The following is a 25142-nucleotide window of genomic DNA, read 5'->3' on the forward strand; positions in this document are numbered from 1 at the left end:
CTATTCGGACGGCCCCGCCCGGAATGTCGACCGGTACGCCGCGGGCGCGGTGCCGACGCGCCGGACGAAGTGGTAGCGCAGGGTCTCGATCGAGCCGAAACCGGCGGCCGTGGCGATACGTTCGACCGGCAGATCGCTCGTTTCGAGCAGCTCCCGTGCCCGCTGGAGGCGTCGGTCGAGGAGCCACTGCGCGGGGGTCGTTCCGGTGTGGGCCCGGAATCGCCGGGACAGGGTGCGGACGCTCACCGAAGCCGCGCCCGCGATGTCGGCGAGGGACAGGGGAGTGGCGAGGTTGTCCTCCATCCAGCGCAGGGTCGGTGCGAGGTCGTCGGCGTGCGCGCCGGGGGCCGGGCGCTCGATGAACTGGGCCTGGCCGCCGGAGCGCTGGGGTGGGGTGACGATCTGCCGCGCGATGTCGGCGGCGACGGTCGCGCCCCGGTCGCGCCGCACCATGTGCAGGCACAGGTCGAGCCCGGCCGCGACACCGGCCGAGGTCAGGACCGGTCCGTCGTCGATGAACAGGACCGAGGGGTCGACCGTGACAGCCGGGTAGCGCCCCGCGAGGTGGTCGGTGAGCATCCAGTGCGTCGTCGCGCGGCGGCCGTCGAGGAGTCCGGCGGCGGCGAGCACGAAGGCACCGGTGCAGATCGAGGCCACCCGCGCCCCGCGGCGCGCGGCCTCGCGCACCGTGCGCAGGACGCGCGGGTCGGGTGCTGCGTCGGGGTCGGCGCCGGGGACGATCACCGTCTGCGCGTCGAGCGCGTCGCCGAGGCCGTAGCGCGAGGAGAAGGTGAACATCTCCGCACCCGCGGCCGTGGCAATGGAGTTCCGCTTCCGCTGGGCGCACACCCGGACCCGATATCCGGGTGCCAGGGCGAAGACCTGGCACGGCGTGGTGAGCTCGAAGCCGACGACCCCGTCGACCGCGAGCACGGCGACGGTATGCATGGCTGGATCCTACGCCACCGTGGCAATCAGGCCACTGTCCGGATAGGTCGATCGCCGAGATACTCGGGATGTAACCACAACGGCCATGGGAGGATTCGATGACATTGCGCGTGCACACACTGCTCTACGACGGGGTGGAGGATCAGGACTTCATCGGCCCGATCACCGCACTCGGCACCGTCGACGGGGTCGAGCACAGCTTCGTCACCGTCGACGGTTCCGGCACCGTGACCACCGCGGCGGGACTCGAGCTCACCGTCCGCACCCCGTGGTCACCGGAGGACGCCGACCTGCTCGTCATTCCCGGCGGCGGCTACGGCCCGGGCTCCGCGGTCGAGGAGCAGCGCAGCACGGTGCCGCTCGCGCTGGCCGCGGCCAGGGGCCCCGGGCTGACCCTCGCGGCGGTGTGCACCGGAACGCTGCTGCTCGCGGCAGCGGGAATCACCACCGGACGCCGGTGCACGACCCATCACATCGCCCTGGACGACCTCCGGCGGCAGGGCGCGATCGTCACCTCCGGTCGCGTGGTCGACGACGGCGACCTGGTGACCGCAGGCGGCGTCACCTCCGGCATCGACCTGGGTCTGCACCTGGTCGAGCGGTTCTTCGGCGCCGAGAGCGCGGCGCAAGCCGAGGAGATCCTCGAACACGAACGCCGCACCGAGCCGTGGCAGGCGGAGCCCGGTGTCACCTTCGTCAACGCCATCGAGATCCCGGCCGAGCGGATCGAGGAGTTCATCCGGGAGTGGCGCGAGCGTGCCGCGCTCATGCGGACCGCCGCCGGTTTCCGCGATGTCCGCCTGCACCGGGCGATCCTGCCCGGCGCCCGCTTCCAGCTGGTCGACATCGCGCACTGGGACAGCGCCGAAGGGTGTCAGGCGGCCGGGCTCGATCCCGCGGTCGTCACCTCGGTGGACGAGGCGGGGACGATCGCGGCCACCCACCCGGCGATCTATCGGGTCGCGGCCGAATTCTCCTGACGCAGCGCGGGTGCCAGCCCCTCGGCGGCATCCGCGAACCGCGCGGCCCCGCCGTGTGCCCGTAACGTCGCGGCGGCGGCGCGGGCGCCGGGCGTCAGGGCGCGGGCGCGCTCGACGGCCACGCGCAGCGAGCGGGCATTCAGTTCCTTCGACCGCAGCGTGACCCCGGCACCGGCCTCGCTGACCCGCCGCGCGATCTCCGGCTGATCCCGCCCGAAGGGAACGACCACCGCCGGCACGCCCGCGGCCATGGCCTTCGAGACGATCCCGAATCCGCCGTGCGTGACGACGGCGGCACAGTGCGGCAGCACGTGCCCGTGCGGCACGAAGCGCTCGACCCGGATGTTGCCCGCGCTCGTCAGCGCGGCGCCCTCGTACGCCTCGGCGAGGGTGAGCAGCACCCGCACCGGCTGGTCGCGCAGCGCCTCGACGGCGATCCGGGCCAGGTCCTCGTCGCCCTGGTAGTCGGTGGAGCAGGTGACCAGGACCCACGGGTCGCCCGGCTCGTCCAGGTAGGCGGGGCGTTCGGCGGGCAGATCCCAGGGCTGGGCGCCGACCAGGTGGACGTGCGGGGGCAGGTCGGTGCGCGGGTACTCCAGCGGCTCGCCGGTGAGCACGATCACCGCGTCCTGGGCGGTGAACTGATCGAGCGGGGAGCGGAACTCGGGCAGCCCGGCCGCGCGGCGCAGCTCGTTCAGGCCGGGCAGCATGGCCCTGCCGAACATCCGCTCGACCAGCTTCCACCCCACCGCGTCGCGCGCCCGGCCGAGCGGGCCGGACAGCGGCTTCAGCCCGAGGCCGTAGGGCGGGATGCCGCGGCCGCGCACCGGAAGCACCGAGGGCAGCACCATGGCGGTCGGCAGCGGCGACGCCTGGGCGCGGGTCTGCGCGCCGTAGGCGATGGAATCGACCAGCAGCACGTCGGGGCGGTGCTCGGCGACGGCGGCATCCAGGTCGGGGCCGTCGAAGCGGCCGCGGCGCAGGAGATCGACCTGGCCGCTGCGCAGCCGCTCGGTGTCGGAGGTGGCACGGAAGTCGGTGACCTCGACCGCGGTGACGCGGGGGTCGACGGCGTCGGCGGAGAGCCCGGCGGTGCGCAGCGGGCCGACCAGGGCGGGCAGGGTGCGCACGTGCACCTCGTGGCCGCGCCTGCGCAGCTCGAGCAGGCCGGGGACGAGGGGAAGGGTGTGGCCGGTGGCCGGGGCGGTGTAGACGAGGAAGCGGGTCATGGCAGGCTCCGTTTCAGGTGACTTCTGTTAGTATGGGACTAAATTGATTTGTGTCAAGGCCAAAGGGAAGTAGGTGCGATGACGCGCCGATACGAGATGACGGCGAGGGCGAAGGCGCGCGAGCAGACCAGGGAGGCCATCCTGGACGCGGCGATCGAGCTGTTCGTCGACGCCTGGTACGACGAGGTGACGATCGCCGACGTCGCTGCCGCGGCAGGGGTTTCGTCGCAGACGGTCGTGAACCACTTCGGCAGCAAGATCGGGTTGTACGTGGCCGGGCTGGCCGAGCGGTTCGCCCCCGCGGTGCGGGCACAGCGGTCCGAGGCGGTGCCGGGCGACGTGGAGTCGATCGTGCGAACGGCGGTGCGCGACTACGAGCGCACCGGTGAGGGCACCTGGCGGCTGCTCGCGCTCGCCGAGCGGATGCCGGAGCTGCTGCCGATCATCGAGGACGGGCACCGCTCGCACCGGGACTGGGTGGAGACGGTCTTCGCCGCGGAGATCGAGCGCCGCCCGCACGAGCGGGACCGGTTCGGTGACCTGCTGGTGGTCGTGCTCAACGTCGGCACCTGGCGCAGTCTGCGGCGCGAGCAGGGGCTGAGTCAGGAGGCCACCGTCGAGTACCTGATCACGCTGGTCGGCGCGCTCCTGAAGTGAGGCTCAGCGCGAATGCTCCAGGTAGGCGACGATGGCGGCGGTGAAGCCGCGGCGCGCCTCGTCCAGATCGGCGTAGGTGCCGAGCTGCTTCTCCGAGACGATGCCGCGCATGGCGCCCGGCAGGAACGAGGCGACCTCGCGCACCCGCTCCGGGTCCACGTCGAGATCGGCGAAGGCCTTCTGACAGGCGGCGTTCCAGCCGGCCCGCCAGGAGACGAGCTCGGCCGCGGTCTGCGGGTAGAGCCGCTCCAGCTCGGCCGGGTCGCGCGGGAGCGCGGCGCGCAGCGTCTCGATGGCACGCGAATCGGTGCCGGTCAGGCCGTGGTAAAGCGTGTCGACGGTGGCGGCGACGCGCTCCCGGAGCGAGCCGCCCGGCGCCAGCCCCACCGGGAGCTCGCCGCGCCGCTCGGCGGTGCGGTGCAACACCGCCGCCCACAGCCCGTCGATATCGCCGAACTGGTACTTCACCGCCCCCCAGGTGACCCCGATGTCCTTGGCGATCCGGTTGGCCGAGACCGAGCCGGGATCGCCGGACGCCAGCGAACTGAGCGCGGCCTCGAGCATGGACTCGCGGGTCGCCGCGCCGCGGCGGTTGGTGCGCCTGCTGCTGCTCGGGGCCGTTCCGGTCATTCCCGCGATGCTAATCGGCGACCGGCCGCGCCCGGTCGCCGGAGAGCGAGAGGGCGCGCAGCGCGCAGAGCCAGCCCGCCCCGCCGAGCGCCATCCGGGCGTAGTTCGCCGACGTCCACAACTCGACGAAGGAGGCGGCGCGATCGGGATCCCACCCGGCGCCGTCGCGCTGGAAGAGCACCATCTGCGGCACGAACCAGCCGTAGCTGACCAGCGCGTAGGTGGTCATCAGCAGGGCGGCGGCCAGCCACCAGCGCCGCATCGGCCCCGGTGCCCGCCAGGCGAAGCCGATGTTCACCAGGGCCAGCAGCGCGACCAGCGGCGAGACGAAGGGCCAGAACGCCTTCCCCGCCCGCTCGAAGCCGGAATCGGTCATGGCGGCGAGCGTGTCCGCGGGCGGCACCTGCTCCCACAGGTGCACCACGATGACCTTCTCGTACCAGCCCGCACCGAACTGGATGCCGACGAAGATCACCAAGAGCCAGAGTGCGATGGCGCGTGCGCGTGTCATACCGGAAACGCTAGGTCGCGCGGGCGAGCCGGGAATCCGGGCTCGACCCGGATCCCGACCCCGGAATCTCCCCCGGGGAGGGAACTCTCAGCCGAGCGAGCCGGCCAGCAGCGAGGCGTCGTGCGCGCAGACGATCCGCAGGTCGGGCTCGCCGCGCTGGTGGAGTTCGGCGAGCCGGGCGTGATTCTCCCGCACCCGGTGCCGGTCGTAGGCGACCGACGACTCCATGACCGACAGCGGGAACGGGACCTTGGACCGGCCGTCCAGCGTGGCCGGGTGGTAGAAGGCGTCACCGGCGTGCAAGATCCAGCGGCGCCCGGCGTCCACCGCGACGCAGGCGTGCCCCCTGGTGTGCCCCGGCAGGGCGATGAGCACGATGCCGGGCGCGATCTCGGTGAGCTCACGGGCGGCGGCGAAGCCGCGCCACGGCTCGCCCGCCGGATTGTGCTGCACGAATTTCGGGCCGTGCGCCCACTGCGCGGCGCGGAAGCGCATCCGCTCCCGCGAGGTCGGCTCGGTGACGGCGCCGCGCAGCTCCGCCGAGGTCAGGTGCACCTGGGCGTGCGGGAAGTCGGCGAGCCCGCCGATGTGGTCGGCGTCCAGGTGGGTGAGCACGATGTGCCGCACATCCTCGCGCTCGAACCCGAGCCGCTGCACCTGCCGCGCGGCCGTCTCGTTCGGCTCCAGCGCGGGCCGCAGCAGGTGCCGCACCGGGCCGATCCTGGCGGCCGGGTCGACGATGTCGCGCAGGCCGAAGCCGGTGTCGACCAGCACCAGCGACCCGGGTGCCTCGACCAGCAGGACATGACAGACCAGGTCGGCCGTCGCGGGGGGATGCATGCTGCCACAGTTCAGGTGGTGGACTTTCACGGGCGCGTTCCGTCGTCGTCGAAGGGGAAGGGGGAGTCCGCCTCGGCCACGACGGCGGACACCGACAACCTACGGAATGCCGGGCGTTTGCGCGCCCGGTTGTCACACATCCATTCGCCGTGTCGTCACCCCATCGACAGCCACGAAGCGAAGGAGCACGACATGCGGGTAGCGGTACTGGGGGCCGGCGGACTGATCGGCGCGGACGTGGCCGAGATACTGACCGGTCGTGGACACGAGGTGATCGCGCTGACGCGGGCGGCCGGGGTGGACGCCTACACCGGCGCCGGACTGGAGTCGGCGCTGGTCGGAGCGGACGCGGTCGTCGACGCGGTGAACTCGCCGCTGCAGGAGACCGAGGCGGTGCGCGAGTTCTTCGGCACCGTCGCGCGGCGGGTGCAGGCCGCGGCGGCCTACGCGGGGGTGCAACACATCGTGCTGCTCTCGATCATCGGCATCGACGAGACCACCGCCGGGCACTACGCGGGCAAGCTGGCCCAGGAGCACGCCTACCTGGAAGGGGCGGTGCCGGTGCGGATTCTGCGCGCGGCCCAGTTCCACGAGTTCACCGAGATGATGCTGAACTGGACCACCGTCGGCGACACCGCCACCGTGCCGCGGATGCGCACCCAGCTGGTGGGCGCGCGGACCGTCGCCGAGCGGCTCGCCGATCTCGCGCTCGCCGCCGACGCGCCCGCGCGGCTCGAGCTGGCCGGTCCGGAGCCGCTGGACCTGGTGACCGCGGTGCGGGCACTCGCCGAGCGGCGCGGCACGCCCGCGCACGTGCTGGAGTCCACCGACGACACCGCGCCGGACGCCGCGCTGCAGGCGGGCGGCGGGCTGCTGCCCGGCCCCGCGGCGGAGCTGGCCGGCCCCACCTTCGCCTCCTGGCTGGACCGGCGGCGACCGGTCGGCTGACCGACCGGTCGCCATCTTGGCCCGTCCGGCCAATTGGTCAGCCGACCTGCTGGGACTCCAGGACCTCCTTGAGCCGAGCCAGGGTACGCCGGATATTGCCCCGCTGGAATTCGGCGAAGCCGGGCTTTCCGGTGACGAGGCGGTCGAAGACCGAGGCGACCGCGTCCGGCCACTTCGTCCGGTCGTCGGTCCAGGTCTCGGTGACCCGCGTGCCGCCGTCGACCGGCTCGAAGCGGTACTCCCAGGAGGCGATCGCCACGCGGAGCGCGGGCTTGCGCACGCCCCAGCGCCGCACCTGGAAGGCGAAGCGGCGGCCCGGCTCGGCGGCGGTCACCACGCAGCCGGTGTGCCAGCGGAGGCCGCGGCGCACATTGGCGCCGACGAAGGTGTCGCCGACCTGGGCCGGGCGGCCGGGGGCGTCGAGCACGGCGCCGGTGTTCTCCGGGCTCCAGCGCCCCATCCGGGTGACGTCGGCGATGTTGTCGTACGCGGTCGCCGGGTCGACGGCGATCACGATGCTGTCGGTGATCTGCATGGTTCGGGCCATTCCCGGACTCTACGCACGCCGAGCGGCCACCGACGTCAGAGCGGCACCGGCAGCATGGCCTCGCTCGGCGGCCTGCCGTCCCGGAGCCGGGCCACCTCGGCCCTGGCGAACTCCACCCGCGGGGTCACCTCGCCGTGCTCGGCGGCGAGCGCGTCGGCGAGGTCGTGCACGGCGTCGAGCACGTGCCCGCGGCGCCGCCGCGCCGCGCGGTCCGCGCCCGCCCGCCGGAACGCGCGCCGGGCCTTGGCGTTCCCGCACGCGGCGAGCGCCTCCTCCGAGGTGATCGCGCCGGTTGCCACCTCGGGCGCCAGGATGTCGGCGAGGAACTCGCGCTCCCTGCCGACGGTCAGCGCGAACACCCGCACCACGATCGCCAGCGCCACCGCCATGATCAGCACGATCAGCCCGATCGCCGCGCCGATGCCCGCACCGGCGAAGTTGGCCATCGAATCCCACAGCCCGTGCAGCAGCATGGCGGTGCCGATCAGCAGCAGCCCGCGCCCGATCCGGCGCGGCTCGGCCGGACGCCCGAGCAGGTAGACCAGACCGGCGCAGAACAGCGCGGTGTAGAGCAGGTGGCCGGTGGCGCCGGTGGCGACCCGCAGGAAGACCGTGCCGAGCGCGGCGTCCACCTGGTTGGCGCCGAACTGGGCGGCGCCCGAGTTCATGCCGTAGGCGATGTCCTCGATGATCTCGAAGCCGAGCCCGAGGAACGCACCGAGGATGAAGCCGTCGAAGGCGGTGCGCACCAGCCGCGGTGCCAGCGCGATGAGCAGCAGCAGCCCGAAGCCCTTCGCCGTCTCCTCGGTGAACGGCGCGGCCAGCCCGGCGCCCCAGTCCTGGGCCCAGGCGTGCCCGAAGAGCTTGCCGTAGATGCCGATCAGTGCGGTGTTGGCGTAGGAGGCCATGGCCCAGGTGGCCGCGAACCCGCCCCAGCAGAACGCGACCACCAGGATCTTCGTCGGCTGGCGAGCGTAGCGGTCGATGTGCTGGGTGAACCACCAGAGGAGGGCGCCGTAGACCGCGAACACCGCGGCGGTGACCAGGATGGCCCGGCTGTAGGCCCCGTAGGTGTTGCCGATCCGGCTCGCGAACAGCAATGCCCCGGAGGCGGTGAGCAGCACGTAGACCCAGAACGCGAGGTTGCGCGGCTGGTAGAAGGTGAAGGAGCGGCCCCAGCCGGACTGCTCGATCGCGAGGACGCGGACCCGGTCGATATCGCCGGTCGAGGTGGTCGTCACGGTGCCCGCTCTCCGATCGGACCGAGCCCGGCGATCATCGCGCCGACGTCGGTGAGAATGTCCTGGTCCGGTCGCGCGGGGCCGACCGCAACGATCTCCACCCCGGTGCCGTCGAAGACGAACGCGGCGAGCACGCCGTCCAGCTGGGCTGCCGCGAACCGGGTGACGACCCCGGTCGCGCCCCGCTCGGTGGTGATCGGGGTGGCATCGCCGGTCGCCGTCAGCCCGTGGCCGCCGGAGAGCGCGGCGTCGGTGCGCTCGATCTGGTCGAGCAGCGCGTTCGCGTCCCCGTCGAAGGTGCCGGTCTGCACGGTGAACCGAATGCCGTTGCGGGCGAGCACGGCCACCGTCGGGTAGCCCCGGCCGCTCGGCTCGTCTGCGGCGCGTTCGCCGTCGACCAGCGCCCAGCCCGGCTCGGCCGGGAAGGTGATCCCGCCGTCCAGGGCGATCACGTCACCGGCCACGGTCACGTCGTCGTCCGGCAGCGCCGCGTCCAGCCGCGGCAGCAGCACGCCCTGCAGGAATGCCAGCGCGAGCACCACCAGTGCGGGCAGCAGCGTCCGCCGGTCCATCCCGAACCAGCGCCGGTCGACCGGGACCCAGCGATCGCCGGGGTCGAAATACGATGCCGTCCCGGCCGTTCCGTGCTCCCTGGCGTGCGTCCCCACGGGACCTCCCTCTCGGTATCGCCGACACGATAACCCGGAGATTGCCCGAGGGCGAGCGGAGACCCGGCTCAGCCGGGAGCATCGGCCACCGGCTGGTCCGGGCGGTCCAGCACGCAGCGGGTGCGGTGGAATATCGTCGTCATGCAGACATTGCAGTGCGTGCAGAGCGATTCGGTTGCTGGGTCGGCGCGCAGCCGCTGCAGCAGGTCGGGCTCGCGCAGCAGGGCCCGTGCCATGGCGACGAATTCGAAGCCCTTCGCCATCGCCAGATCCATGGTCGCCCTGGTGGTGATCCCGCCGAGCAGCATGAGCGGCATGCTCAGCTCGCGCCGGAACTGCTGCGCCAGGTCGAGCAGGTAGGCCTCGCGGTAGGGGTACTCGCGCAGGAAGAAGCGGCTGCCTGCCCGCAACCCCCAGCTCAGCGGCGGGGGAAAGACGCGGGCGAATTCCCGGTGTGGCGCGTCGCCGTGGAACAGGTACATGGGGTTCAGCAGCGAGCTGCCCACGGTCAGCTGGAGTGCGTCGAGCGCGCCGTCCCCCTCCAGCCAGCGCCCGATCTGCAGGCTCTCCGGCAGTTTCAGCCCGCCGCGCACACCGTCGTCCATGCTCAATTTGGCGGTGACGGCCATGCCGGTACCGACCCGCTCGCGCACCACGGTGGCGATCTCGCGCGCGAACCGGGCCCGGTTCTCCAGCGCTCCGCCGTACTCGTCGCGGCGGCGGTTCAGCAGCGGGCTGAAGAACGCGCTGACCAGGTAGTTGTGCCCGAAATGCAGCTCGACGGCGTCGAATCCGGCGTCCTGCGCCAGCACCGCGGCCTCGGCGTGCGCGCGGACCAGCCCGCGCACCTCGGCCGCGCTCGGGCGCCGGGTGGCGGCCATGCCGAGCGGGCTGAACAACCGGCTCGGCGAGAGCGCGGGGGCCCGGTTCGACGCGGCGTTGGCGACCGGGCCCGCGTGGCCGAGCTGCGCGCTCACCGCGGCGCCCTCGGCGTGCACGGCGTCGGCGAGCCTGCGCAGCCCCGGCACCGCCTCCGGGCGCATCCAGATCTGCCTGCGCTCGGTGCGGCCCTCCGGCGCCACCGCGCAGTAGGCGACGGTGGTCATCCCGACCCCGCCGCGCACCGGGCGCAGGTGGTACTCGATCAGGTCATCGGTGACCAGCGCGTCCGGGGTGCGGGCCTCGAAGGTCGCGGACTTGACCACCCGGTTCCGCAGCCGGACCGGCCCCAGCTGGGCCGGGGCGAACACGTCGTTCATTCTTCCTCCGGAGAGAGTGCGAGCCCCGCGCTCACGAACGCGGTGAGGGCTGCCACCGCGGCGGGGGAGAGCACCCGGTCGCCGGCGAGCGGGTCGCCGAACTGGCCGAGCACGAGGTCGAAGGTGAGCAGCCAGCGCCGCTCGGCGGTGGCGGCGTCGAGGCCGGGCACGAGGTCGCGCAGCAGCGCCACCCACGGGTCGAGCCGGAACCAGGTGGCCGCCCAGCGCACCGGGCGCCTGCCGAGCACGAGGCGGGCCAGCAGGTGCAGGTAGAGCCGGCCGGTGGGGTCGGCGGCGAGCTCGGCGAGCGGCGCGATCAGCGCCGCGACCACCGCCCGCACGTCGGGGGAGCCGGCGGCGAGATCGTCGAGCGTGGTCTGCCAGAGCGGGCCGAGCCTGGCCTCCAGCAACGCGGCGACCAGCGCCTCCTTGGAGCCGAAGTGGTAATGCACGGCGGCCGGGTTCAGCCCGGCGGCGGCGCACACCGCGCGCACCGACACCCGGTCGTACCCGGCCTCGAGCAGCAGCCGCTCGGCGCTGGTGAGGATGCGTTCGCGCGTCCCGGTATCGGCTCGTCCCACGGCAGAATTAGAACACGTTTCAATCGCGTGTTCAATCACTGATTGAACTCCGGCGGCGGGACCGGGCGGAATGCCGGATCTCCCGCTCCCGCACACTGGAGCCATGAGACGACCGGCGTGGAACGGCTCGCCGCCGAGCGGCCCGGAGGAGGCGCGCGAGCGCATCCTGACCGCCGCCATGCGGTGCATCGACACGCACGGCGCGCGCCGGACCAGCCTTTCGCACGTGGCCGCGGAGCTCGGCGTGATCCGGCAGACGGTGTACCGCTACTACCCGAGCACCGAGGCGCTCGTCGCCGCGGTCGGGTACGCGGCGCGGGACAGCTTCGTCGACCGGCTGGTCGCGCACCTGGCCGGACGCGCCGATCCGGCCGAGCTGGCGGTGGAGGGACTCGCGTTCACCGTCGAGGAGCTGCCGGGGGAGCGGTACCTGACCGCGCTGATGAGCACCGGGCAGGGAACGGCGTTCTCCCGGTACGCGCTGTCGGAGGTGGCGCTCGGCGCTTGCCGGGAGGCGTTCACCCGCACCGATGTCGACTGGGCGGCGCACGGTTTCACCGGCGCCGAGTTCGACGGGCTGATCGAGTTCCTCGTCCGCGTGCTGCTCTCCTTCGTGGCGGAGGGAGCGGAAGCCGCCGCGCCGCCGCGGCGCGGCGCGGAGCTGCGCGCCTACCTGCGCCGCTGGGTGGCGCCCGCAGTGCGCCCCGAGGCCGTGGCCTGCGTCCGGCCCGTCCGGGCGATCGCCGGGTAGCGTCGGCATGCTCGGCACGAGCGCGGGGTACCGCCGGCGCGGGTGTCGCGGGGCCGCCGGCGCGAGGTAGCCGCGGGGAGAGTTCGCCACGGGCACTGTCGCGGGAACGCGAAAGGCCGGGTGGCCGTCGCGGATTCGCGGCAGGCACCCGGCCCGGAGTTCCGGCCCGCGCGGGCCGGGTAACCGTCAGTTGGCGGGTTTGGTCACCGTGACCGGCTCGGCCCAGTCGGAGAGGGTGACGTTGATGGTGCCGTCACCCTTCTCGATCACGGCGCGCACCAGGTTCGGCCCGTCGCCGGCGGAGGGCGCGTCGGACGGCTTGGCCGCGGCCGAGGTGCTCGGCGGCGCGACGTCGGCGATGTAGAGCGTGATCGGGAAGGTGCCGCCGCCCTCGCCGACCCGGGGCACGATCGGGTCGATGACCGCGGAGTCGATGGTGCCGCTGACCTTCACGACCGCGGTGCCCTCGACGCTCTCGCGCCCCTCGACCTTCGGGTTCTGCACCTTGGCGATCACGTTCGCCAGGCCCTTGTCCTTGTCCAGGATGATGCCCGGATCGTAGACCTTCTCGGAGGGGCCGAGGTCGGCGAACTTGCCGTCCTCCAGCTTGACCCAGATGGACTTGTCCACGACGACGAAGTCGGCCTCGACGAACGGCGCGTCCGGCTTGGTCCGCACGGTGGCGCTGCCCTGGGCGGCGCCCTGGCCCTGCGGCTGGTTGGTGACGTCCGCGTCGACCTTCTCGACCGGCAGGTTCTGGATGTTCTCGACCTCCAGCTCCAGGTGCACGGCCTGCAGGGTCTGCGTGGTTCGCGCGGACTCCTGCACGATCTGCGCGGCCTCGGGCAGCGCGCCGGTCGCGGTCGCGGCGGTGCTGCTGCTGCTGGTGCTCGAATCGTCGCTGCCGCAACCGGTCAGGACGGCGGCGAAGAGCGAGGCCGCGACGGCGGCGGTGCCGAGGCGCACCGGGGTGAGCCGGCGGGTTGCGCGCCGGGCGACGGTGGATTCGGACGTTGTCGGGTCACTCATGGTTGCCCCCAGAGAGTGCGTGGTCGCAGGCGACCGGGGTGGAGTGGCAGCAGGCGCTGCCGGGGTGGGCGCAGCGACCCCTCCGGCGGAGGAAGAGCCCTTCGCCGGCCGTGATCTCCGGTGGCCGACCCATGGCCTGACCACGGTCGGAAGCCGCTGCGGGCCGGAACGTTACCCTGTGCGCGGTCGTCTCGCATAGAGCCGTCGGCAAACGCGTCGCGACCCGGTTCCGGCTTAAGGAATCGTTCAGTGCGCTGTAGGCCAGACGACGCACCATACTGAGCATGACCACCGAGACGGACCATGTGACCTGGGATAACCTTCCGGGCCGAACCGGCGTGGAGCCGGGCCGCTCGGTGTCTGAAATCAATTCCCGGGTCCGAGCGATACGGCCCGAGACACCGCGGAACCCAGCACGAAGGACACCGATGACCGACACCCGCCCCGCGACGGAGGAGCAGGACTTCCGTCGTCCCCCGCCGCCCGACGGGCCGCCCCCGATCTCGAACGTCTGGATCTACAACGGCCGGGCCTACGACCTCAGCGACTGGATCTCCAAGCATCCGGGCGGCGAGTTCTTCATCGGCCGCACCAAGAACCGGGACATCACCTCGATCATCGGGTCGTACCACAAGAACCCGCAGGCCGTGGAGCGGATGCTGGAGCGCTACGCGCTCGACCGCGACGCGACGCCGGAGGACATCCACCCGAAGAACAACGCGCCGGACTTCCTCTTCAAGGAGGGCTTCGACAGCTGGCGGGACACCCCGAAGTACTCCTTCGGGAACTCCGACGACCTGCTGCACCGGGTGCGCGCCCGGCTCCGCGAGCCCGCGCTGGCCGCCCGGATCAAGCGGATGGACACCATCTTCAACATCGTGGTCGCGGTGCTGGCGGTGGCCTACTTCGCGGTGCAGGGGCTGCGGCTCTTCGAGCCGGGCTGGATGCCGCTGCCGGTCTTCGTGATCGCCATGGTGCTGCTGCGCAGCTCGCTCGCCGGCTTCGGGCACTACGCCATCCACCGGGCGCAGAAGGGCATGAACAAGGTCTGGGTGAACGCCTTCGACCTGAACTACGTGGCGCTCTCCTTCGTCACCGCGGACGGCCACGCGCTGCTGCACCATCCGCACACGCAGAGCGAAGTCGACATCAAGAAGAACGTCTTCACCATGATGATGCGGGTACCTCGGCTCTACCGGATGCCGGTGCACACGCTGCACAAACTCGGACACACGCTGACCGGCATGACGATCCGGCTGCTCGACGTCTGCCGGCTCACCCGCAAGGTCGGCGTCAAGGAGATGTACGGCTCGATGCGCGGCGCGCTGCCGCACTTCATCGGCTCCTTCGGCGTGCGCTTCCTGCTCGTCGCCGAGCTGGTCGCCTTCACCATCGCAGGCGACTTCCTCGCCTGGTTCCTGCAGTTCGTCATCTCGCTGTGGATCAGCACCTTCCTGGTGGTGGCCAGCCACGACTTCGAGCTGGACACCGAGGAGACGCACACCGACACCGAGGACTGGGGCATCAACCAGCTCCAGCAGGCCTACGACCTGAAGGTGGTCGGCAACCGCTACGTCGACTGCTTCCTCTCCGCCGGGCTGAGCTCGCACCGGGTGCACCACGTGCTGCCCTACCAGCGCAGCGGTTTCGCGAACATCGCGACCGAGGACGTGCTGCGCGAAGAGGCGGAGAAGTTCGGGGTGGAGTGGCTGCCCGCGAAGAGCTTCTTCACCGACCGCTTCCCGAAACAGATCCGGACATACTTGCTTTCCCGCTCCGACGAGGCGAAAGAACGCAACTGGGGGTTCGTGCGCGAGCACTGCTCGCCGTCGGCACTGAAGACCTGCGCCGTCTACACGGCCCAGGGCTTCACCGGAATCGGCACCGTCTGAGCCGCATTCCACCGTCACTGCATCATTGCGAAAGGTAGAGGATCGTGTCTGTAACGATCGATGAGGGCAAACGCCCGGGGACAACCCGCCTGCGGGCGGATGGGGAGCACGGGCACGACATCGCGACGCGGATGCTGCCGCCGGCACCGCCGACCACGGTCGGGGTGATCGAGAGCATCGCGACCGGATCGCCGCTGCGGGTCTTCGACCAGGCGGCCGCCGCCGAGCGGGTCGCCGAGCTGTTCGGCGACGAGCGGCAGCGCACCCGGATCGCCCGGGTGTACCGGAAGACCAGGATCGACACCCGCCGGCTCGCGGTGGATCCGCTGGATCCGGAGTTCCTCGCCTACAGCCGCGAGCCGGGCACCATCCGGGAGCGGATGAACCTCTTCCACGAGCACGCGGTCCCGCTGGCCGTCGACACCGCGGGGCGGGCGCTGGCCGGGATCGAGGATCCGGCCGAGATCGGGCTGCTGATCTTCGTGACCAGCACCGGCTTCATCGCCCCCGGCGTCGACGTCGCCGTGGTCAAGCGGCTCGGGCTCTCGCCCGCGGTGGGCCGGGTGGTGGTCAACTTCATGGGCTGCGCCGCCGCGATGAACGGCATGCGCACCGCGGTCGACTACGTCCGGGCACACCCGGACAAGAAGGCCATGCTGATCTGCATCGAGCTCAGCTCGGTGAACGCCGTCTTCGCCGACGACGTCAACGACGTGATCACGCACAGCCTCTTCGGCGACGGCTGCGGCGCGGTGGTGATCGGCGCGAGCAAGGTGCACCAGCCGCTGACCCCGGGCAAGGTCGTCATCCGGGACAGCTTCAGCCACCTGCTGGACGACGCCGAGGACGGCATCGTGCTCGGCGTCAACCACAACGGCATCACCTGCGAGCTCGCCGAGAACCTGCCGAGGTACATCTACGACGGCGTCGACCCGGTGGTCACCCGGCGGCTCGCCGAGCACGGGCTGCGCAAGTCCGACGTCGCGCTGTGGGCGATCCACCCGGGCGGCCCGAAGATCATCGAGGAGTCGGCGCGCTCGCTCGGGCTGCCGAGCGAGGCCGCCGCGGTGAGCTGGGACGTGCTCGCCGAGCACGGCAACATGCTCAGCGTCTCCCTGATCTTCGTGCTGCAGCGGATGGTCGGCCTGGCCGATTCCACCGCACCCGTCTCGACCGGCGTGGCGTTCTCCTTCGCCCCCGGCGTCACGCTCGAAGGCATGATCTTCGACATCATCCGCCGGTAATCGCACCCGCCGGCACTTCCGAAAGCACAGAAAACCATGCAACTCATCAGATTCCTCATCTCGATCTCCCTGGTGCGGATCGCGGGCGTCGTCGCGGCCGGTCTGGTGGCCGGCGCGGCCAACACCTACCTGGTCACCCTCATCAACAAGGTGGTGGCGCCGGGGCCGCACCCGGACGACCTGCTCACGCGGTTCGTCCTCACCGGAGTCGTCCTGCTGGTGAGCGGCCTGATCTCGCAGATCCTGCTGATCCGGCTGGCGCAGGAGGCCATCTTCCGGCTCCGCGCCGACCTCAGCGGCGGCGTGGTCTCCGCGCCGCTCGAGCACCTGGAGCGGCTCGGCTCGCACCGGCTGCTGGCGACGCTCACCGAGGATGTGCGCTCGCTGTCGCAGGCGGTCACCGCGATCCCGGCGATCTGCATCGACGTCGCGACCATCGTCGGCTGCTTCGTCTTCCTCGCGGTGCTGTCGGGGCCGATCTTCGCGATCAGCGTGGCGGGCACCCTGGTCGGCATCTGCTGCGTCGAGCTCTTCCTGCGCCGGGTGCGGGCCATCTACCACCGGGCGCGGGAGAACGAGGACCTGCTGCTCAGCTCGTTCCAGGCGGTCACGCTCGGGATCAAGGAGCTGAAGCTGCACCGCGGCAGGCGCCGCGACTTCATGGACCGGCACCTGCTCGGCTCGGCGCGCACCCTGCGCGACCAGAACGTCGACGCCAGCCAGAAGTTCTCGGTGGCACAGGGGCTCGGGCAGTTCCTGCAGCTCGGCACGATGGCGCTGGTCCTGTTCGCCATCGCCGCCGCGCTCGACCTGCCACGCGATGTGATGGTCGGGTACGTGCTGGTGACCACCTTCCTCGCCATGCCGATGCAGAACTTCATGCACCGGCTGCCCGACCTGGTCCGCGGTGACGTGGCGCTGGCCAAGATCCGCACCATGAACCTGTCCATGGCGACGCTGCACAACGAGGAGCAGCTGCCCTACACCGAGCGTCCGGTGGTCGAGTCGGCCCGGCTGGAGCTGAGCAATGTCGGCTACCACTACGCCGGCGAGCCGCCCGCGCCGTTCGAGGACGGCCCGGGCGCGCCCCCGCCACACCCGGGCGGACGGCCCGGCGCGCGTTCCGGTGGCAGGCCGCCCGGTGGCCCGCCTCCGCGCGGGGCACACCCCGGGCACCCGCGTCCCGGCGGGCCGCCCGCCGCGCCCGCCCCGGATGTCAACGGGCGCCGCCGCATCGACCACGGCGGCCGGGACCACCACCCGGTGCCGATGGGTGCGCCGGTACTGGAGGCCGCGGAGGCCTCCGGGTTCGCGCTCGGACCGCTGGACCTGGTCTTCGAGCCGGGGCAGATCACCTTCGTGGTCGGCGGCAACGGCAGCGGCAAGTCGACGCTGGCCAAGCTGATCACCGGGCTGTACGTGCCGCGCACCGGCTCGATCTCGCTGAACGGCGAGAAGATCGACCACGAGAACGTGGAGTGGTTCCGGCAGAACTCCTCGGCGGTGTTCACCGATTTCCACCTCTTCGAGGACTACCTCGGCTTCGACCGGCCCGGCATCGACGACGAGGTGCGGCACTACCTGGAGCAGCTGCAGATCGCGCACAAGGTGACGGTGCGGGACGGGAAGCTCTCCACGATCGCGCTCTCGCAGGGGCAGCGCAAGCGGCTCGCGCTGCTCACCGCGCTGCTGGAGGACCGCCCGATCTACCTCTTCGACGAGTGGGCCGCCGATCAGGAGCCGCGCTTCCGCGATGTCTTCTACGGCGAGATCCTGACCGACCTGAAGCGGCGGGGAAAGACCGTCATCGTGATCACCCACGACGACCGCTACTTCGACCGCGCCGACCAGCTGGTCAAGCTCGATTTCGGCCGCGTCGCCGCCTGACCGCCGACAGACCCCGCGAGAACTCGCGGGGTCTGTCGCGCTGCTCAGACCGCGACGGCGTGGCCGACCACGATCGGGCCGTACGAGTTCCGCGCGTGCACCTCGACCAGCTCGGCGCCGGGCGCGGCAGGATCCAGCTGGTTACGGACCGGGCCGAAGGACTCGTGCGTCGCCAGCCGGGCCGCGCTGCCGGGGCGGATGCCGACCGCGAGCTCGCCGGTCGAGGTCTCCAGCCGGAGCACCCCGCTCGCCGCGTCCTCGACCCGGATGTCGCCGCGCGCCACCACCGCGGTGACCGCGCCGCGCGGCCGCTCGATCCGGATGTCGCCGTCGGCGACGGTCAGCGCGCAGCCGTCGAAGGCGCCCGCGGTGCGCAGCCCGCCCATCGCGAGGCCGGCGGTCAGCCGGGAGCCGGTGGGCACCAGCACCTCGACCTCGACCGACGGGGTGCCGCCGAACGGGTTCCAGCGGCCGCGGGGCAGCCGAACGGTCAGCTCGGTGCCGGTGAACTCGACGCGGAACTGCGCCGCGGCGCGCACGTCTGTCTTGTTCGACGGGTCGGCGGGGCGGATCTGGACCACGGTGTCGGCGCGGTCGGAGGCGGTCACGGTGACATTTCCGACGGGCACGTCGACGGTGGCGGCGATCGGGGCGGGGGTGCTGAAGACGGTCATCGGAACTCCTATACGTAGGTGTATATGTATAGGGTAACTATAAGTAGAAGTGTACGTATATGCAAGCCTCCGATTCGGCAAATCTGTGGCAAGCTCGGAGCATGAGCGGGAATTGGCCTCGGTTGCGGGTCGCGGAGTGGACGGACACCCGGGACACGCTGCACATGTGGACCCAGATCGTCGGCAAGATCCGGATGGCGCACGCGCCGCTGGTCAACCACTGGTGGGAGGTCGCGCTGTACGTGAGCCCACGCGGGCTGACCACCTCGGCGATTCCCTACGCGGACGGTGTCTTCGACCTGGAGTTCGACTTCGTCGAGCACCGGCTGCTGGCGCGGACCAGCGCGGGGGAGAGCCGGGCGGTGGCGCTGGAGCCGAAGAGCGTGGCGGACTTCTACGGCGAGGTGACGGAGACGCTCGCCGCGCTGCGGGTGCCGACCACCATCCGGCCGGTGCCGAACGAGGTCCAGGTGGCGATCCCGTTCGAGCAGGACACCACGCACGCCTCCTACGACGGTGCCGCGGTGCAGCGGTTCTGGCGGCAGCTGATCCAGGTGGATCGGGTGTTCGGGATCTACCGGTCGCGCTTCGTCGGCAAGTCGAGCCCGGTGCACTTCTTCTGGGGTGCCATGGATCTCGCGTGTACCCGGTTCTCCGGCCGCACCGCGCCGCCGCATCCGGGAGGTGCGCCCAACTGCGCCGATTGGGTGATGCTGGAGGGGTACTCGCAGGAGCTGGCGAGCTGCGGCTTCTGGCCCGGCGGGGGCGAGGAGGGCGCCTTCTACGCCTACGCCTACCCGGAGCCGCCCGGCTACTCCGAGCACCCGATCGGCCCCGAAGCCGCCGAATACCGCCGCGAACTCGGCGAATTCGTGCTGCCGTACGAGGCTGTCGCCGAGTCGGCCGACCCGGACCGCACGCTGCTCGAGTTCCTCGATTCCAGCTACGAAGCCGCCGCGACGCTGGCCGACTGGGACCGCGGCTTCCTCGAGGACGATCCGCAGCGGTTGCGCAAGCACCTGCGCTGAGGCTCGGCCCCGGTACACCGAGGGCGGAGCCCGGGCCGGGGCGATCGAGCGGGTGCGGCGGCGCTCAGCCCGCCTCGAGGATGGCGGCGGCGAGCTGGGCCAGCTCGCCGCGCGCCGCGGGATCCAGCGCGAGGCCGTCGATCTCGCCCCAGGCGGCCCTGGTGCGGGCACTCGCCTCGCCCTCGGTCCACGCCCTGGCGCCGGTGGCCTCGATGAGCGCGATCACCCGGGCGGTCGTGGCGTCGTCGAACTCGGCGTCGGTGGCGTAGATGTCGCGCAGCTCGGACGATGCCGCAAGGGCGTAGACCACCGGGGCGCTCTTGCGGCGAGCCCGCAGGTCCGAGGCGGGTTTTCCGGTGACGGCGGTGTCGCTCCAGATGTCGAGCAGGTCGTCGGCGAGCTGGAAGGCGATGCCGAGGTCGGTGCCGAACCGGTCGAAGCGCTCCGCCTCCGCCCCGGCCGGGCCGAAGAGCGCGCCGAAGCGGCAGGCGCAGCCGAAGAGCGAGCCGGTCTTACCCGCGAAGGTGGCCAGGCAGTCGGCCACGCTCACCTCGGTTTCGGCGCTGGCGCGCAGATCACGCTCCTGCCCCTGGCCGAGCTGCCGCAGGGTGACGGCGAGGTGGCTCAGCGCGGCGCGCGCGGCCGGGTGCTCCCGGTCGGCGAGCACCTCGAAGGCGAGCCCGATCAGCGCGTCCCCGGCCAGGATCGCCTCGCCGATGCCGAAGTGCGCCCAGACCGTGGGGCGGTGCCTGCGCAGCAGATCGCGATCCATGACGTCGTCGTGCACCAGGCAGGCATTGTGCAGCAGCTCGACCGCGGCCGCCGCGGGCAGCACGTCGGCGGTGCGCGCGCCGGTGGCGTCGGCGCAGAGCAGCGTGAAGGCCGGGCGCAGCAGCTTGCCGTCGAGCCGGCCGGTGGGGGTGCCGTCCAGCTCCAGCAGGCCGAGCTGGTAGCCGCACATGTGCCGCAGCGGGCCGTCGAGCCGGTCGATCGCCGCGCTCAGCACGGGGAGGAGCTGCTGCCGGGTGCGGGCCAGAATGGGCTGCACCGGATGCGAGAGCACGGTCATCCCGCGGTCCCCCCGTCCGCGCCGACGCGGTAGCGGCCGGAGCTCGCGGACCAGTCCAGGTGTCCGCGCATCCACGACCGCATCCCGGCCAGGTAGGCGCCGAGCTCGGCGCGGTGCTCCGGATGCGCGGCGAGCACCTCGGTCTCGGCGCCGTGGAAATCGCGCAGCCGCTCGGCGGCGCGGGCCCGGCCCAGCTCCACCGCGGCCCGTCGCTCCACCCCGCGCCAGTGCTCGAGCAGGATGACCAGGTTGTGGTACTCGCCGAGCGCGGCCTCCTTGTCCAGCGAGACCAGATCGTTGGTCCAGCACACCACGTCGCAGGCGGCGTCGATGGCACGGGTGAACGCCGCGCCGCGGTACACCGCCTCCGGCAGCTCGATCCGCTCGACCACCTCGATGAGATCCATGCACGGATAGATCGCGCCGGTGTGCCTGCGCCGCTCCAGGTACTCGGCCTCGGCCGGCACGACGCCGCGCACCCGGTTGTCCACCTCCCACACCACGGCCAGCGCGCACTGGGTGGCGTGCCCGGTGAAGCGGTGCCGCCAGACCTCGCCGGTCGCGGGGGCGGTGCGCCGCCACAGATCGTCGAGGGCGCGCACGATGCCCGGCGCGCCGGGGTCGGTGGCCCGGCCCGCGAGGACCGCCATGATGGCCGTGAGCAGCGTCGCCAGCTGGTCCGGCGAGCGGCCGAGCGAGCCGTCGTCCAGCAGGTCGTCCAGCAGGAAGAGCCAGGCCAGCCAGTCGGTCACCAGCGCGAGGCCGCTGGCGTCGGCGGCCGGGTAGGTAGCGGCGGCGAAGGCGCCGAAATCGGTCTCGGTGAACCGGGCGCGCACCGCGTCGCGCTCGACCAGGCCGTGGCCGTGCACCCAGGCGTCGACGTGCGCGGCGGCGGCGTCGCGGTGCGGGTTGTGCCGGGGCGGTAGTGCCAGGAAAGCGTCGGCGAATGCGCTCATCGGCGCCCCGCAACCGTCATCGTCCCGCCCTTCCACCGAATAGGTCTGGGGCGGAGACTATCTCGGATCGCCCCGCGCCGCCCGGCGGGGGCGGGGTAAGGCGCGATCGGCTCATTCGGACATCTGGTGGTCCATGTTTCGCAGAGGGTACGGTGAAAGATCAGCTACGAGACCTCGGGAGGATTCAGCCGTGCCCACCCTGCACCCCTGCGAACCGGTCGACGCCGACTTCGTGAGCAACGCGCCGAACCGGTTCCGCAACAGCGTCGATCTCGCCATCACCCCCGCGCAACTGTTCGAGGTGCTCGCCGACGCCGAAGCCTGGCCGCGCTGGGCCGGCGTGATCACCGAGGTCACCTGGACCAGCGCGCCGCCGATCGGGGTCGGTACCACCAGGACCGTCGAGATGCGCGGCGGGATCATCGGCGACGAGGAGTTCCTGATCTGGGAGCCCGATCGCCGCATGGCGTTTCGCTTCAACGCCTGCTCGACGAAGGCGGTGGCCGCCTTCGCCGAGGACTACCTGGTGGAGCCGACCGCCGGGGGCTGCCGGCTCACCTGGACGCTGGCGAACCGACTGGCCGGGCCCGCGCGGTTCACCGGCGCGCTCGGGCAGCCGCTGATGAACGCGACCTTCCGCCGCTTCCTGGCCAACCTGCGCCGCTACACAGACGAGCGCTTTGCCCCGGTGGCCGGGTAGCTCACCAATCCGCGTCGGTGTACCGGACCACACCGCGGATGTTGCGGCCCTCGAGCATGTCCTGGTACCCGTCGTTGACCTGCTCGAGCCGGTACTGCCTGGTCACCATGTCGTCCAGGTTGAGCTTGCCGACCTGGTACATGGAGAGCAGGTGCGGGATGTCGTAGTGCGGGTTGCCGCCGCCGAAGATGGTGCCCTGCAGGTTCTTCTGCAACAGGGTGAGCATCGCCAGGTTGAGCGTGGTCTGGTTGTCGATCAGGTTGCCCATGGCGGTGAGCACGCAGGTGCCCGCTTTGGCGGTGATGCCCATCCAGAGGTCGACGTCGCCGCCGCGCACCTCGCCGACGGTCACGATCACCTTCTTGGCCATGCCGCCCGCGGTGATCTCGGCGCAGGCGGCGGTGGCCTCCTCGGTGGTGGCGTAGGCGTGGGTCGCGCCGAACTTCAGCGCCTGCTCGCGCTTCCACGGCACCGGGTCCACCGCGAAGATGTGCCGCGCGCCCGCGTTCACCGCGCCCTGCAGCGCGGAGATGCCGAGCCCGCCGATGCCGATGATCGCGACGTCCTCGCCGGGTCGGATGTTCGCGGTGCGCACCGCGGAGCCGTAGCCGGTGGTGACGCCGCAGCCGACCAGGCAGGCCACCTCGAACGGGATCGACGGATCGATCTTCACCACCGAACTGCGGTGCACCACCATGTACGGGGCGAAGGTGCCGAGCAGCGACATGGGGTAGACGTTCTCGCCGCGGGCGGTGATCCGGAACGAGCCGTCGGTGGCCGAGGCGCCGCCCAGCAGCAGCGCGCCGAGATCGCAGAGGTTGCGCAGCCCGGATTGACAGGACGGGCACTTGCCGCAGGACGGGATGAACGACAGCACCACGTGGTCGCCGACCGCGACGTCCTCGACGCCGTCACCGACCTCGATCACCACCCCGGCGCCCTCGTGCCCGCCGAGCACCGGGAAGCCCGCCATGGGGATGCCGCCGGTCTGCAGGTGGTGGTCGGAGTGGCACATCCCGGCGGCCTCCATCCGGATCGCCACCTCGTTCCGGCGCGGTGCGCCGATCTCGATCTCCTCGATCGTCCAGGGCTGGTTGAATTCCCAGATCAGAGCACCCTTGGTCTTCATGGTGAACCTGCCTTCGTCGCTGTCGCGCATCGCGCCGTCGGCGTCACCGTAGACCGGCATACAACTATGTGTCCAGTGTATGATCGCCGGTACCGGACATTGCTTCGGACAACTGTCCAGAATTGCGTTCGGCTTCGGCGGGCACCGGCGCCGTTCGCTTGACACCCGGCGCCCACACGCTCACCACGGCGGCGGTGACGAGCGCGATGATGCCGAGCGCGACCAGAGCCTGGTGGGCGCCGTACACAAAGGCGTCGACCGCGGCATCGGCCAGCGGCTGCCCCGCCGGCCCCGCCTGCTCGGCCACCGCCAGCGCCGCGGCCAGCGAATCGCCCACCGGCTCCTGCAGCTGCTCCGGCAGCCGCTCGACCACCGGATCGATCCGGGCGCCGTACCCGGCCGCCAGGATGCTGCCCGCCACGGCGATGCCGACGGCGGCGCCGATCTCGCGCGCGGCATCGTTCACCGCCGCCGCGACGCCGTGCTGCTCCACCGGCGTGCCCGCCACGATGGCGGCGGTGGCGGGCGAGGTCGAGAGCCCGACGCCCGCGCTGATCACCAGCAGCGCCAGCACGATGTCGCCGTAGGTGCTGGACGCGTCGGTCTGCGCGAGCAGCAGCAACCCGACGCCGATGATCGCCAGCCCGGCGCCGAGCAGGATTCGCAGCCCGAACCGCTCGGCCAGCTTCGGCGCGATCACCGCCAGCACCATCATGGGAACCATCATCGGCGCCATGGCGAAGGCGGCCTGCAGCGGCGAGTAGCCGAAGACCAGCTGCAGGAACTGCACGTAGACCATGAAGACGCCGAACGAGACGAGGAACTGCAGCATCACCGCGATGGTGCCGGTGCCGAAGCCGCGGTCGGCGAAGAGCCGCACGTCCAGCAGCGGCCGGGCCACTCGCAGCTCCACCGCGATGAAGGCCGCCGCCGCGATCGGCGCGAGCGCCGCCGGGATCAGCACCGCCGGGTGGGTCCAGCCGTGCAGCGGCACCTGCACCGCGGCCAGCACCAGCGCCCCGACCGCCGCGCCGGAGGTGATCGCGCCGAGCAGGTCGATCGGCGGCTCGGACTCGTCCCGCGATTCCGGCAGCGAGAACGAGGCGAGCGCCAGCACCACCCCGGCCAGGCTCATGGCGACGAAGATCGACGTCCAGGACGAGAACCGCAGCAGCAGCCCGGAGGCGAGGATGCCGAGCATCGCGCCGATGCCAGAGACACCGGCCCACACCCCGACCACCAGCCCGCGCTGCTTCTCGCCGAAACTCGCGGTGAGCAGGGAGAGCGTGGATGGCATGACGAGCGCCGCGCCCGCACCGCAGACGCACCGCGCCGCGATGATCCAGGTCGGCCCCTCCGCGAAGAGCGGGATCGCCGAGGCCGCGCCGAAGACGATCAGCCCGAGCACCATCATGGTGCGCCTGCCGTAGCGGTCGCCGAGCGCGCCGCCGAGCAGCACCACGCAGGCCAGGGTCAGCGTGTACCCGTCCACGATCCAGGTGAGCTGGTGCTGATCGGCCCCGGTGCGCACGGCCATGTCCGGCAGCGCCGTGTACAGCGCGGCCATCGAGCCGACCACGAGCACCAGCGCCAGGCACGCCAGGGTCACGATCCACGTTCCTGACTTCCACACCCGCATCGCCATCATCGCCCTCTCGGAGAAACGAAACTATCAGTATCGTAGCGGTACTATCGGTATCATAGGGGGTCGACGGCGAACCACACCGGGAGCGAGGGATGCTGT

25 protein-coding genes are annotated in these 25142 nt (G+C 71.7%); 9 read left to right on the forward strand and 16 right to left on the reverse strand.

Annotation, left to right across the window (positions count from 1 at the left end):
* On the reverse strand, window positions 1–948 hold the full coding sequence (locus ACFO0B_RS03300; protein ID WP_378610773.1) for a GlxA family transcriptional regulator: 948 nt from the start codon (window positions 946–948) through the stop codon (window positions 1–3).
* 98 nt (window positions 949–1046) lie between these two features.
* Here ACFO0B_RS03300 and ACFO0B_RS03305 point away from each other — a divergent pair, with 98 nt between their 5' ends.
* Window positions 1047–1928 (forward strand): DJ-1/PfpI family protein, encoded by an 882-nt coding sequence (locus tag ACFO0B_RS03305; protein ID WP_378610774.1) that lies wholly within the window; start codon window positions 1047–1049, stop codon window positions 1926–1928.
* Here the strand turns inward: ACFO0B_RS03305 and ACFO0B_RS03310 are convergent.
* A complete protein-coding gene (locus ACFO0B_RS03310) occupies window positions 1901–3157 on the reverse strand; it encodes a glycosyltransferase (RefSeq protein WP_378610775.1) in 1257 nt (418 codons plus the stop codon). The two genes, ACFO0B_RS03305 and ACFO0B_RS03310, sit on opposite strands and share 28 nt — an antisense overlap.
* Before the next feature lie 78 nt (window positions 3158–3235).
* Here ACFO0B_RS03310 and ACFO0B_RS03315 point away from each other — a divergent pair, with 78 nt between their 5' ends.
* Entirely contained in the window at window positions 3236–3814 is a 579-nt protein-coding gene (locus tag ACFO0B_RS03315; RefSeq protein ID WP_378610776.1) for a TetR/AcrR family transcriptional regulator, read from the forward strand.
* Between the two features lie 3 nt (window positions 3815–3817).
* Here the strand turns inward: ACFO0B_RS03315 and ACFO0B_RS03320 are convergent, their stop codons facing one another.
* The 3 genes from ACFO0B_RS03320 to ACFO0B_RS03330 form a co-directional block, all read right to left on the reverse strand.
* Window positions 3818–4444: a TetR/AcrR family transcriptional regulator gene (locus ACFO0B_RS03320; RefSeq protein ID WP_378610777.1), complete on the reverse strand. Its 627-nt coding sequence runs from the start codon at window positions 4442–4444 to the stop codon at window positions 3818–3820.
* Window positions 4445–4454: 10 nt separating this feature from the next.
* Window positions 4455–4955: a DUF1772 domain-containing protein gene (locus ACFO0B_RS03325; protein ID WP_378610778.1), complete on the reverse strand. Its 501-nt coding sequence runs from the start codon at window positions 4953–4955 to the stop codon at window positions 4455–4457.
* An 87-nt stretch (window positions 4956–5042) separates the two neighbouring features.
* A complete protein-coding gene (locus tag ACFO0B_RS03330) occupies window positions 5043–5825 on the reverse strand; it encodes an MBL fold metallo-hydrolase (protein ID WP_378610779.1) in 783 nt (260 codons plus the stop codon).
* A 162-nt stretch (window positions 5826–5987) separates the two neighbouring features.
* Here ACFO0B_RS03330 and ACFO0B_RS03335 point away from each other — a divergent pair, with 162 nt between their 5' ends.
* Complete coding sequence (locus tag ACFO0B_RS03335; protein WP_378610780.1) at window positions 5988–6743, forward strand: SDR family oxidoreductase; 756 nt, start codon at window positions 5988–5990, stop codon at window positions 6741–6743.
* Between the two features lie 37 nt (window positions 6744–6780).
* Here ACFO0B_RS03335 and ACFO0B_RS03340 read toward each other — a convergent pair whose 3' ends face one another.
* From ACFO0B_RS03340 to ACFO0B_RS03360, 5 genes are all read right to left on the reverse strand, one after another.
* Window positions 6781–7290, reverse strand: coding sequence for an SRPBCC family protein (locus ACFO0B_RS03340; protein WP_378610781.1), 510 nt, complete (start codon window positions 7288–7290; stop codon window positions 6781–6783).
* A 35-nt stretch (window positions 7291–7325) separates the two neighbouring features.
* A complete protein-coding gene (locus tag ACFO0B_RS03345; protein WP_378610782.1) occupies window positions 7326–8531 on the reverse strand; it encodes a PrsW family intramembrane metalloprotease in 1206 nt (401 codons plus the stop codon).
* Window positions 8528–9199 (reverse strand): hypothetical protein, encoded by a 672-nt coding sequence (locus ACFO0B_RS03350; RefSeq protein ID WP_378610783.1) that lies wholly within the window; start codon window positions 9197–9199, stop codon window positions 8528–8530. The genes ACFO0B_RS03345 and ACFO0B_RS03350 overlap by 4 nt, the downstream gene beginning before the upstream one ends.
* A gap of 68 nt (window positions 9200–9267) precedes the next feature.
* Window positions 9268–10458: an NADH:flavin oxidoreductase gene (locus tag ACFO0B_RS03355; protein ID WP_378610784.1), complete on the reverse strand. Its 1191-nt coding sequence runs from the start codon at window positions 10456–10458 to the stop codon at window positions 9268–9270.
* Window positions 10455–11039, reverse strand: coding sequence for a TetR/AcrR family transcriptional regulator (locus ACFO0B_RS03360; protein WP_378610785.1), 585 nt, complete (start codon window positions 11037–11039; stop codon window positions 10455–10457). The genes ACFO0B_RS03355 and ACFO0B_RS03360 overlap by 4 nt, the downstream gene beginning before the upstream one ends.
* A 103-nt stretch (window positions 11040–11142) precedes the next feature.
* Here ACFO0B_RS03360 and ACFO0B_RS03365 point away from each other — a divergent pair, with 103 nt between their 5' ends.
* Entirely contained in the window at window positions 11143–11790 is a 648-nt protein-coding gene (locus ACFO0B_RS03365) for a TetR/AcrR family transcriptional regulator (protein ID WP_378610786.1), read from the forward strand.
* Between the two features lie 186 nt (window positions 11791–11976).
* Here the strand turns inward: ACFO0B_RS03365 and ACFO0B_RS03370 are convergent, their stop codons facing one another.
* On the reverse strand, window positions 11977–12819 hold the full coding sequence (locus tag ACFO0B_RS03370; RefSeq protein WP_378610787.1) for an LppX_LprAFG lipoprotein: 843 nt from the start codon (window positions 12817–12819) through the stop codon (window positions 11977–11979).
* A 428-nt stretch (window positions 12820–13247) separates the two neighbouring features.
* Here ACFO0B_RS03370 and ACFO0B_RS03375 point away from each other — a divergent pair, with 428 nt between their 5' ends.
* The 3 genes from ACFO0B_RS03375 to ACFO0B_RS03385 all read left to right on the forward strand — a co-directional run bounded on the left by ACFO0B_RS03375 (window position 13248) and on the right by ACFO0B_RS03385 (window position 17842).
* Window positions 13248–14711, forward strand: coding sequence for a fatty acid desaturase (locus ACFO0B_RS03375; protein ID WP_378610788.1), 1464 nt, complete (start codon window positions 13248–13250; stop codon window positions 14709–14711).
* Between the two features lie 131 nt (window positions 14712–14842).
* Window positions 14843–15955, forward strand: coding sequence for a type III polyketide synthase (locus ACFO0B_RS03380; RefSeq protein WP_378610868.1), 1113 nt, complete (start codon window positions 14843–14845; stop codon window positions 15953–15955).
* Window positions 15956–15991: 36 nt separating this feature from the next.
* Window positions 15992–17842 carry an ATP-binding cassette domain-containing protein gene (locus tag ACFO0B_RS03385; RefSeq protein WP_378610789.1) on the forward strand — a complete coding sequence of 617 codons (1851 nt, stop codon included), beginning with the start codon at window positions 15992–15994 and terminating at the stop codon, window positions 17840–17842.
* 44 nt (window positions 17843–17886) lie between these two features.
* On the opposite strand, the gene ACFO0B_RS03390 is transcribed toward ACFO0B_RS03385, so the two are convergent.
* The gene (locus ACFO0B_RS03390) at window positions 17887–18516 is read right to left on the reverse strand and encodes a hypothetical protein (protein ID WP_378610790.1); all 630 of its coding nucleotides are present in this window, start codon (window positions 18514–18516) and stop codon (window positions 17887–17889) included.
* A 101-nt stretch (window positions 18517–18617) separates the two neighbouring features.
* Between ACFO0B_RS03390 and ACFO0B_RS03395 the strand changes: the two genes are divergently transcribed.
* Window positions 18618–19544 (forward strand): DUF5996 family protein, encoded by a 927-nt coding sequence (locus tag ACFO0B_RS03395; protein WP_378610791.1) that lies wholly within the window; start codon window positions 18618–18620, stop codon window positions 19542–19544.
* A gap of 64 nt (window positions 19545–19608) precedes the next feature.
* On the opposite strand, the gene ACFO0B_RS03400 is transcribed toward ACFO0B_RS03395, so the two are convergent.
* Together ACFO0B_RS03400 and ACFO0B_RS03405 are read right to left on the reverse strand one after the other, a co-directional pair.
* A complete protein-coding gene (locus ACFO0B_RS03400) occupies window positions 19609–20613 on the reverse strand; it encodes a polyprenyl synthetase family protein (protein ID WP_378610792.1) in 1005 nt (334 codons plus the stop codon).
* Window positions 20610–21569, reverse strand: coding sequence for a terpene synthase family protein (locus tag ACFO0B_RS03405; protein ID WP_378610793.1), 960 nt, complete (start codon window positions 21567–21569; stop codon window positions 20610–20612). Before ACFO0B_RS03405 ends, ACFO0B_RS03400 begins: the two co-directional genes overlap by 4 nt.
* A 199-nt stretch (window positions 21570–21768) precedes the next feature.
* On the opposite strand from ACFO0B_RS03405, the gene ACFO0B_RS03410 reads away from it, so the two are divergent.
* On the forward strand, window positions 21769–22269 hold the full coding sequence (locus ACFO0B_RS03410; RefSeq protein ID WP_378610869.1) for an SRPBCC family protein: 501 nt from the start codon (window positions 21769–21771) through the stop codon (window positions 22267–22269).
* 1 nt (window position 22270) lies between these two features.
* Here ACFO0B_RS03410 and ACFO0B_RS03415 read toward each other — a convergent pair whose 3' ends face one another.
* Both ACFO0B_RS03415 and ACFO0B_RS03420 read right to left on the reverse strand, forming a co-directional pair.
* The gene (locus ACFO0B_RS03415; protein WP_378610870.1) at window positions 22271–23398 is read right to left on the reverse strand and encodes an NDMA-dependent alcohol dehydrogenase; all 1128 of its coding nucleotides are present in this window, start codon (window positions 23396–23398) and stop codon (window positions 22271–22273) included.
* 64 nt (window positions 23399–23462) lie between these two features.
* Window positions 23463–25007 (reverse strand): MFS transporter, encoded by a 1545-nt coding sequence (locus tag ACFO0B_RS03420; RefSeq protein ID WP_378610794.1) that lies wholly within the window; start codon window positions 25005–25007, stop codon window positions 23463–23465.
* Window positions 25008–25142: the final 135 nt, after the last annotated feature.

It is taken from the genome of Nocardia jiangsuensis, assembly GCF_042650385.1.
Lineage (GTDB): Bacteria > Actinomycetota > Actinomycetes > Mycobacteriales > Mycobacteriaceae > Nocardia > Nocardia jiangsuensis.

What these genes read in the sequence shown, in the direction of transcription:
- ACFO0B_RS03300 (WP_378610773.1), bottom strand. Translation starts at nt 948, where the DNA reads ATGCATACCGTCGCCGTGCTCGCGGTCGACGGGGTCGTCGGCTTCGAG.
- ACFO0B_RS03305 (WP_378610774.1), top strand. Translation starts at nt 1,047, where the DNA reads ATGACATTGCGCGTGCACACACTGCTCTACGACGGGGTGGAGGATCAG.
- ACFO0B_RS03310 (WP_378610775.1), bottom strand. Translation starts at nt 3,157, where the DNA reads ATGACCCGCTTCCTCGTCTACACCGCCCCGGCCACCGGCCACACCCTT.
- ACFO0B_RS03315 (WP_378610776.1), top strand. Translation starts at nt 3,236, where the DNA reads ATGACGCGCCGATACGAGATGACGGCGAGGGCGAAGGCGCGCGAGCAG.
- ACFO0B_RS03320 (WP_378610777.1), bottom strand. Translation starts at nt 4,444, where the DNA reads ATGACCGGAACGGCCCCGAGCAGCAGCAGGCGCACCAACCGCCGCGGC.
- ACFO0B_RS03325 (WP_378610778.1), bottom strand. Translation starts at nt 4,955, where the DNA reads ATGACACGCGCACGCGCCATCGCACTCTGGCTCTTGGTGATCTTCGTC.
- ACFO0B_RS03335 (WP_378610780.1), top strand. Translation starts at nt 5,988, where the DNA reads ATGCGGGTAGCGGTACTGGGGGCCGGCGGACTGATCGGCGCGGACGTG.
- ACFO0B_RS03340 (WP_378610781.1), bottom strand. Translation starts at nt 7,290, where the DNA reads ATGGCCCGAACCATGCAGATCACCGACAGCATCGTGATCGCCGTCGAC.
- ACFO0B_RS03355 (WP_378610784.1), bottom strand. Translation starts at nt 10,458, where the DNA reads ATGAACGACGTGTTCGCCCCGGCCCAGCTGGGGCCGGTCCGGCTGCGG.
- ACFO0B_RS03365 (WP_378610786.1), top strand. Translation starts at nt 11,143, where the DNA reads ATGAGACGACCGGCGTGGAACGGCTCGCCGCCGAGCGGCCCGGAGGAG.
- ACFO0B_RS03370 (WP_378610787.1), bottom strand. Translation starts at nt 12,819, where the DNA reads ATGAGTGACCCGACAACGTCCGAATCCACCGTCGCCCGGCGCGCAACC.
- ACFO0B_RS03375 (WP_378610788.1), top strand. Translation starts at nt 13,248, where the DNA reads ATGACCGACACCCGCCCCGCGACGGAGGAGCAGGACTTCCGTCGTCCC.
- ACFO0B_RS03380 (WP_378610868.1), top strand. Translation starts at nt 14,843, where the DNA reads ATGCTGCCGCCGGCACCGCCGACCACGGTCGGGGTGATCGAGAGCATC.
- ACFO0B_RS03385 (WP_378610789.1), top strand. Translation starts at nt 15,992, where the DNA reads ATGCAACTCATCAGATTCCTCATCTCGATCTCCCTGGTGCGGATCGCG.
- ACFO0B_RS03390 (WP_378610790.1), bottom strand. Translation starts at nt 18,516, where the DNA reads ATGACCGTCTTCAGCACCCCCGCCCCGATCGCCGCCACCGTCGACGTG.
- ACFO0B_RS03395 (WP_378610791.1), top strand. Translation starts at nt 18,618, where the DNA reads ATGAGCGGGAATTGGCCTCGGTTGCGGGTCGCGGAGTGGACGGACACC.
- ACFO0B_RS03400 (WP_378610792.1), bottom strand. Translation starts at nt 20,613, where the DNA reads ATGACCGTGCTCTCGCATCCGGTGCAGCCCATTCTGGCCCGCACCCGG.
- ACFO0B_RS03405 (WP_378610793.1), bottom strand. Translation starts at nt 21,569, where the DNA reads ATGAGCGCATTCGCCGACGCTTTCCTGGCACTACCGCCCCGGCACAAC.
- ACFO0B_RS03415 (WP_378610870.1), bottom strand. Translation starts at nt 23,398, where the DNA reads ATGAAGACCAAGGGTGCTCTGATCTGGGAATTCAACCAGCCCTGGACG.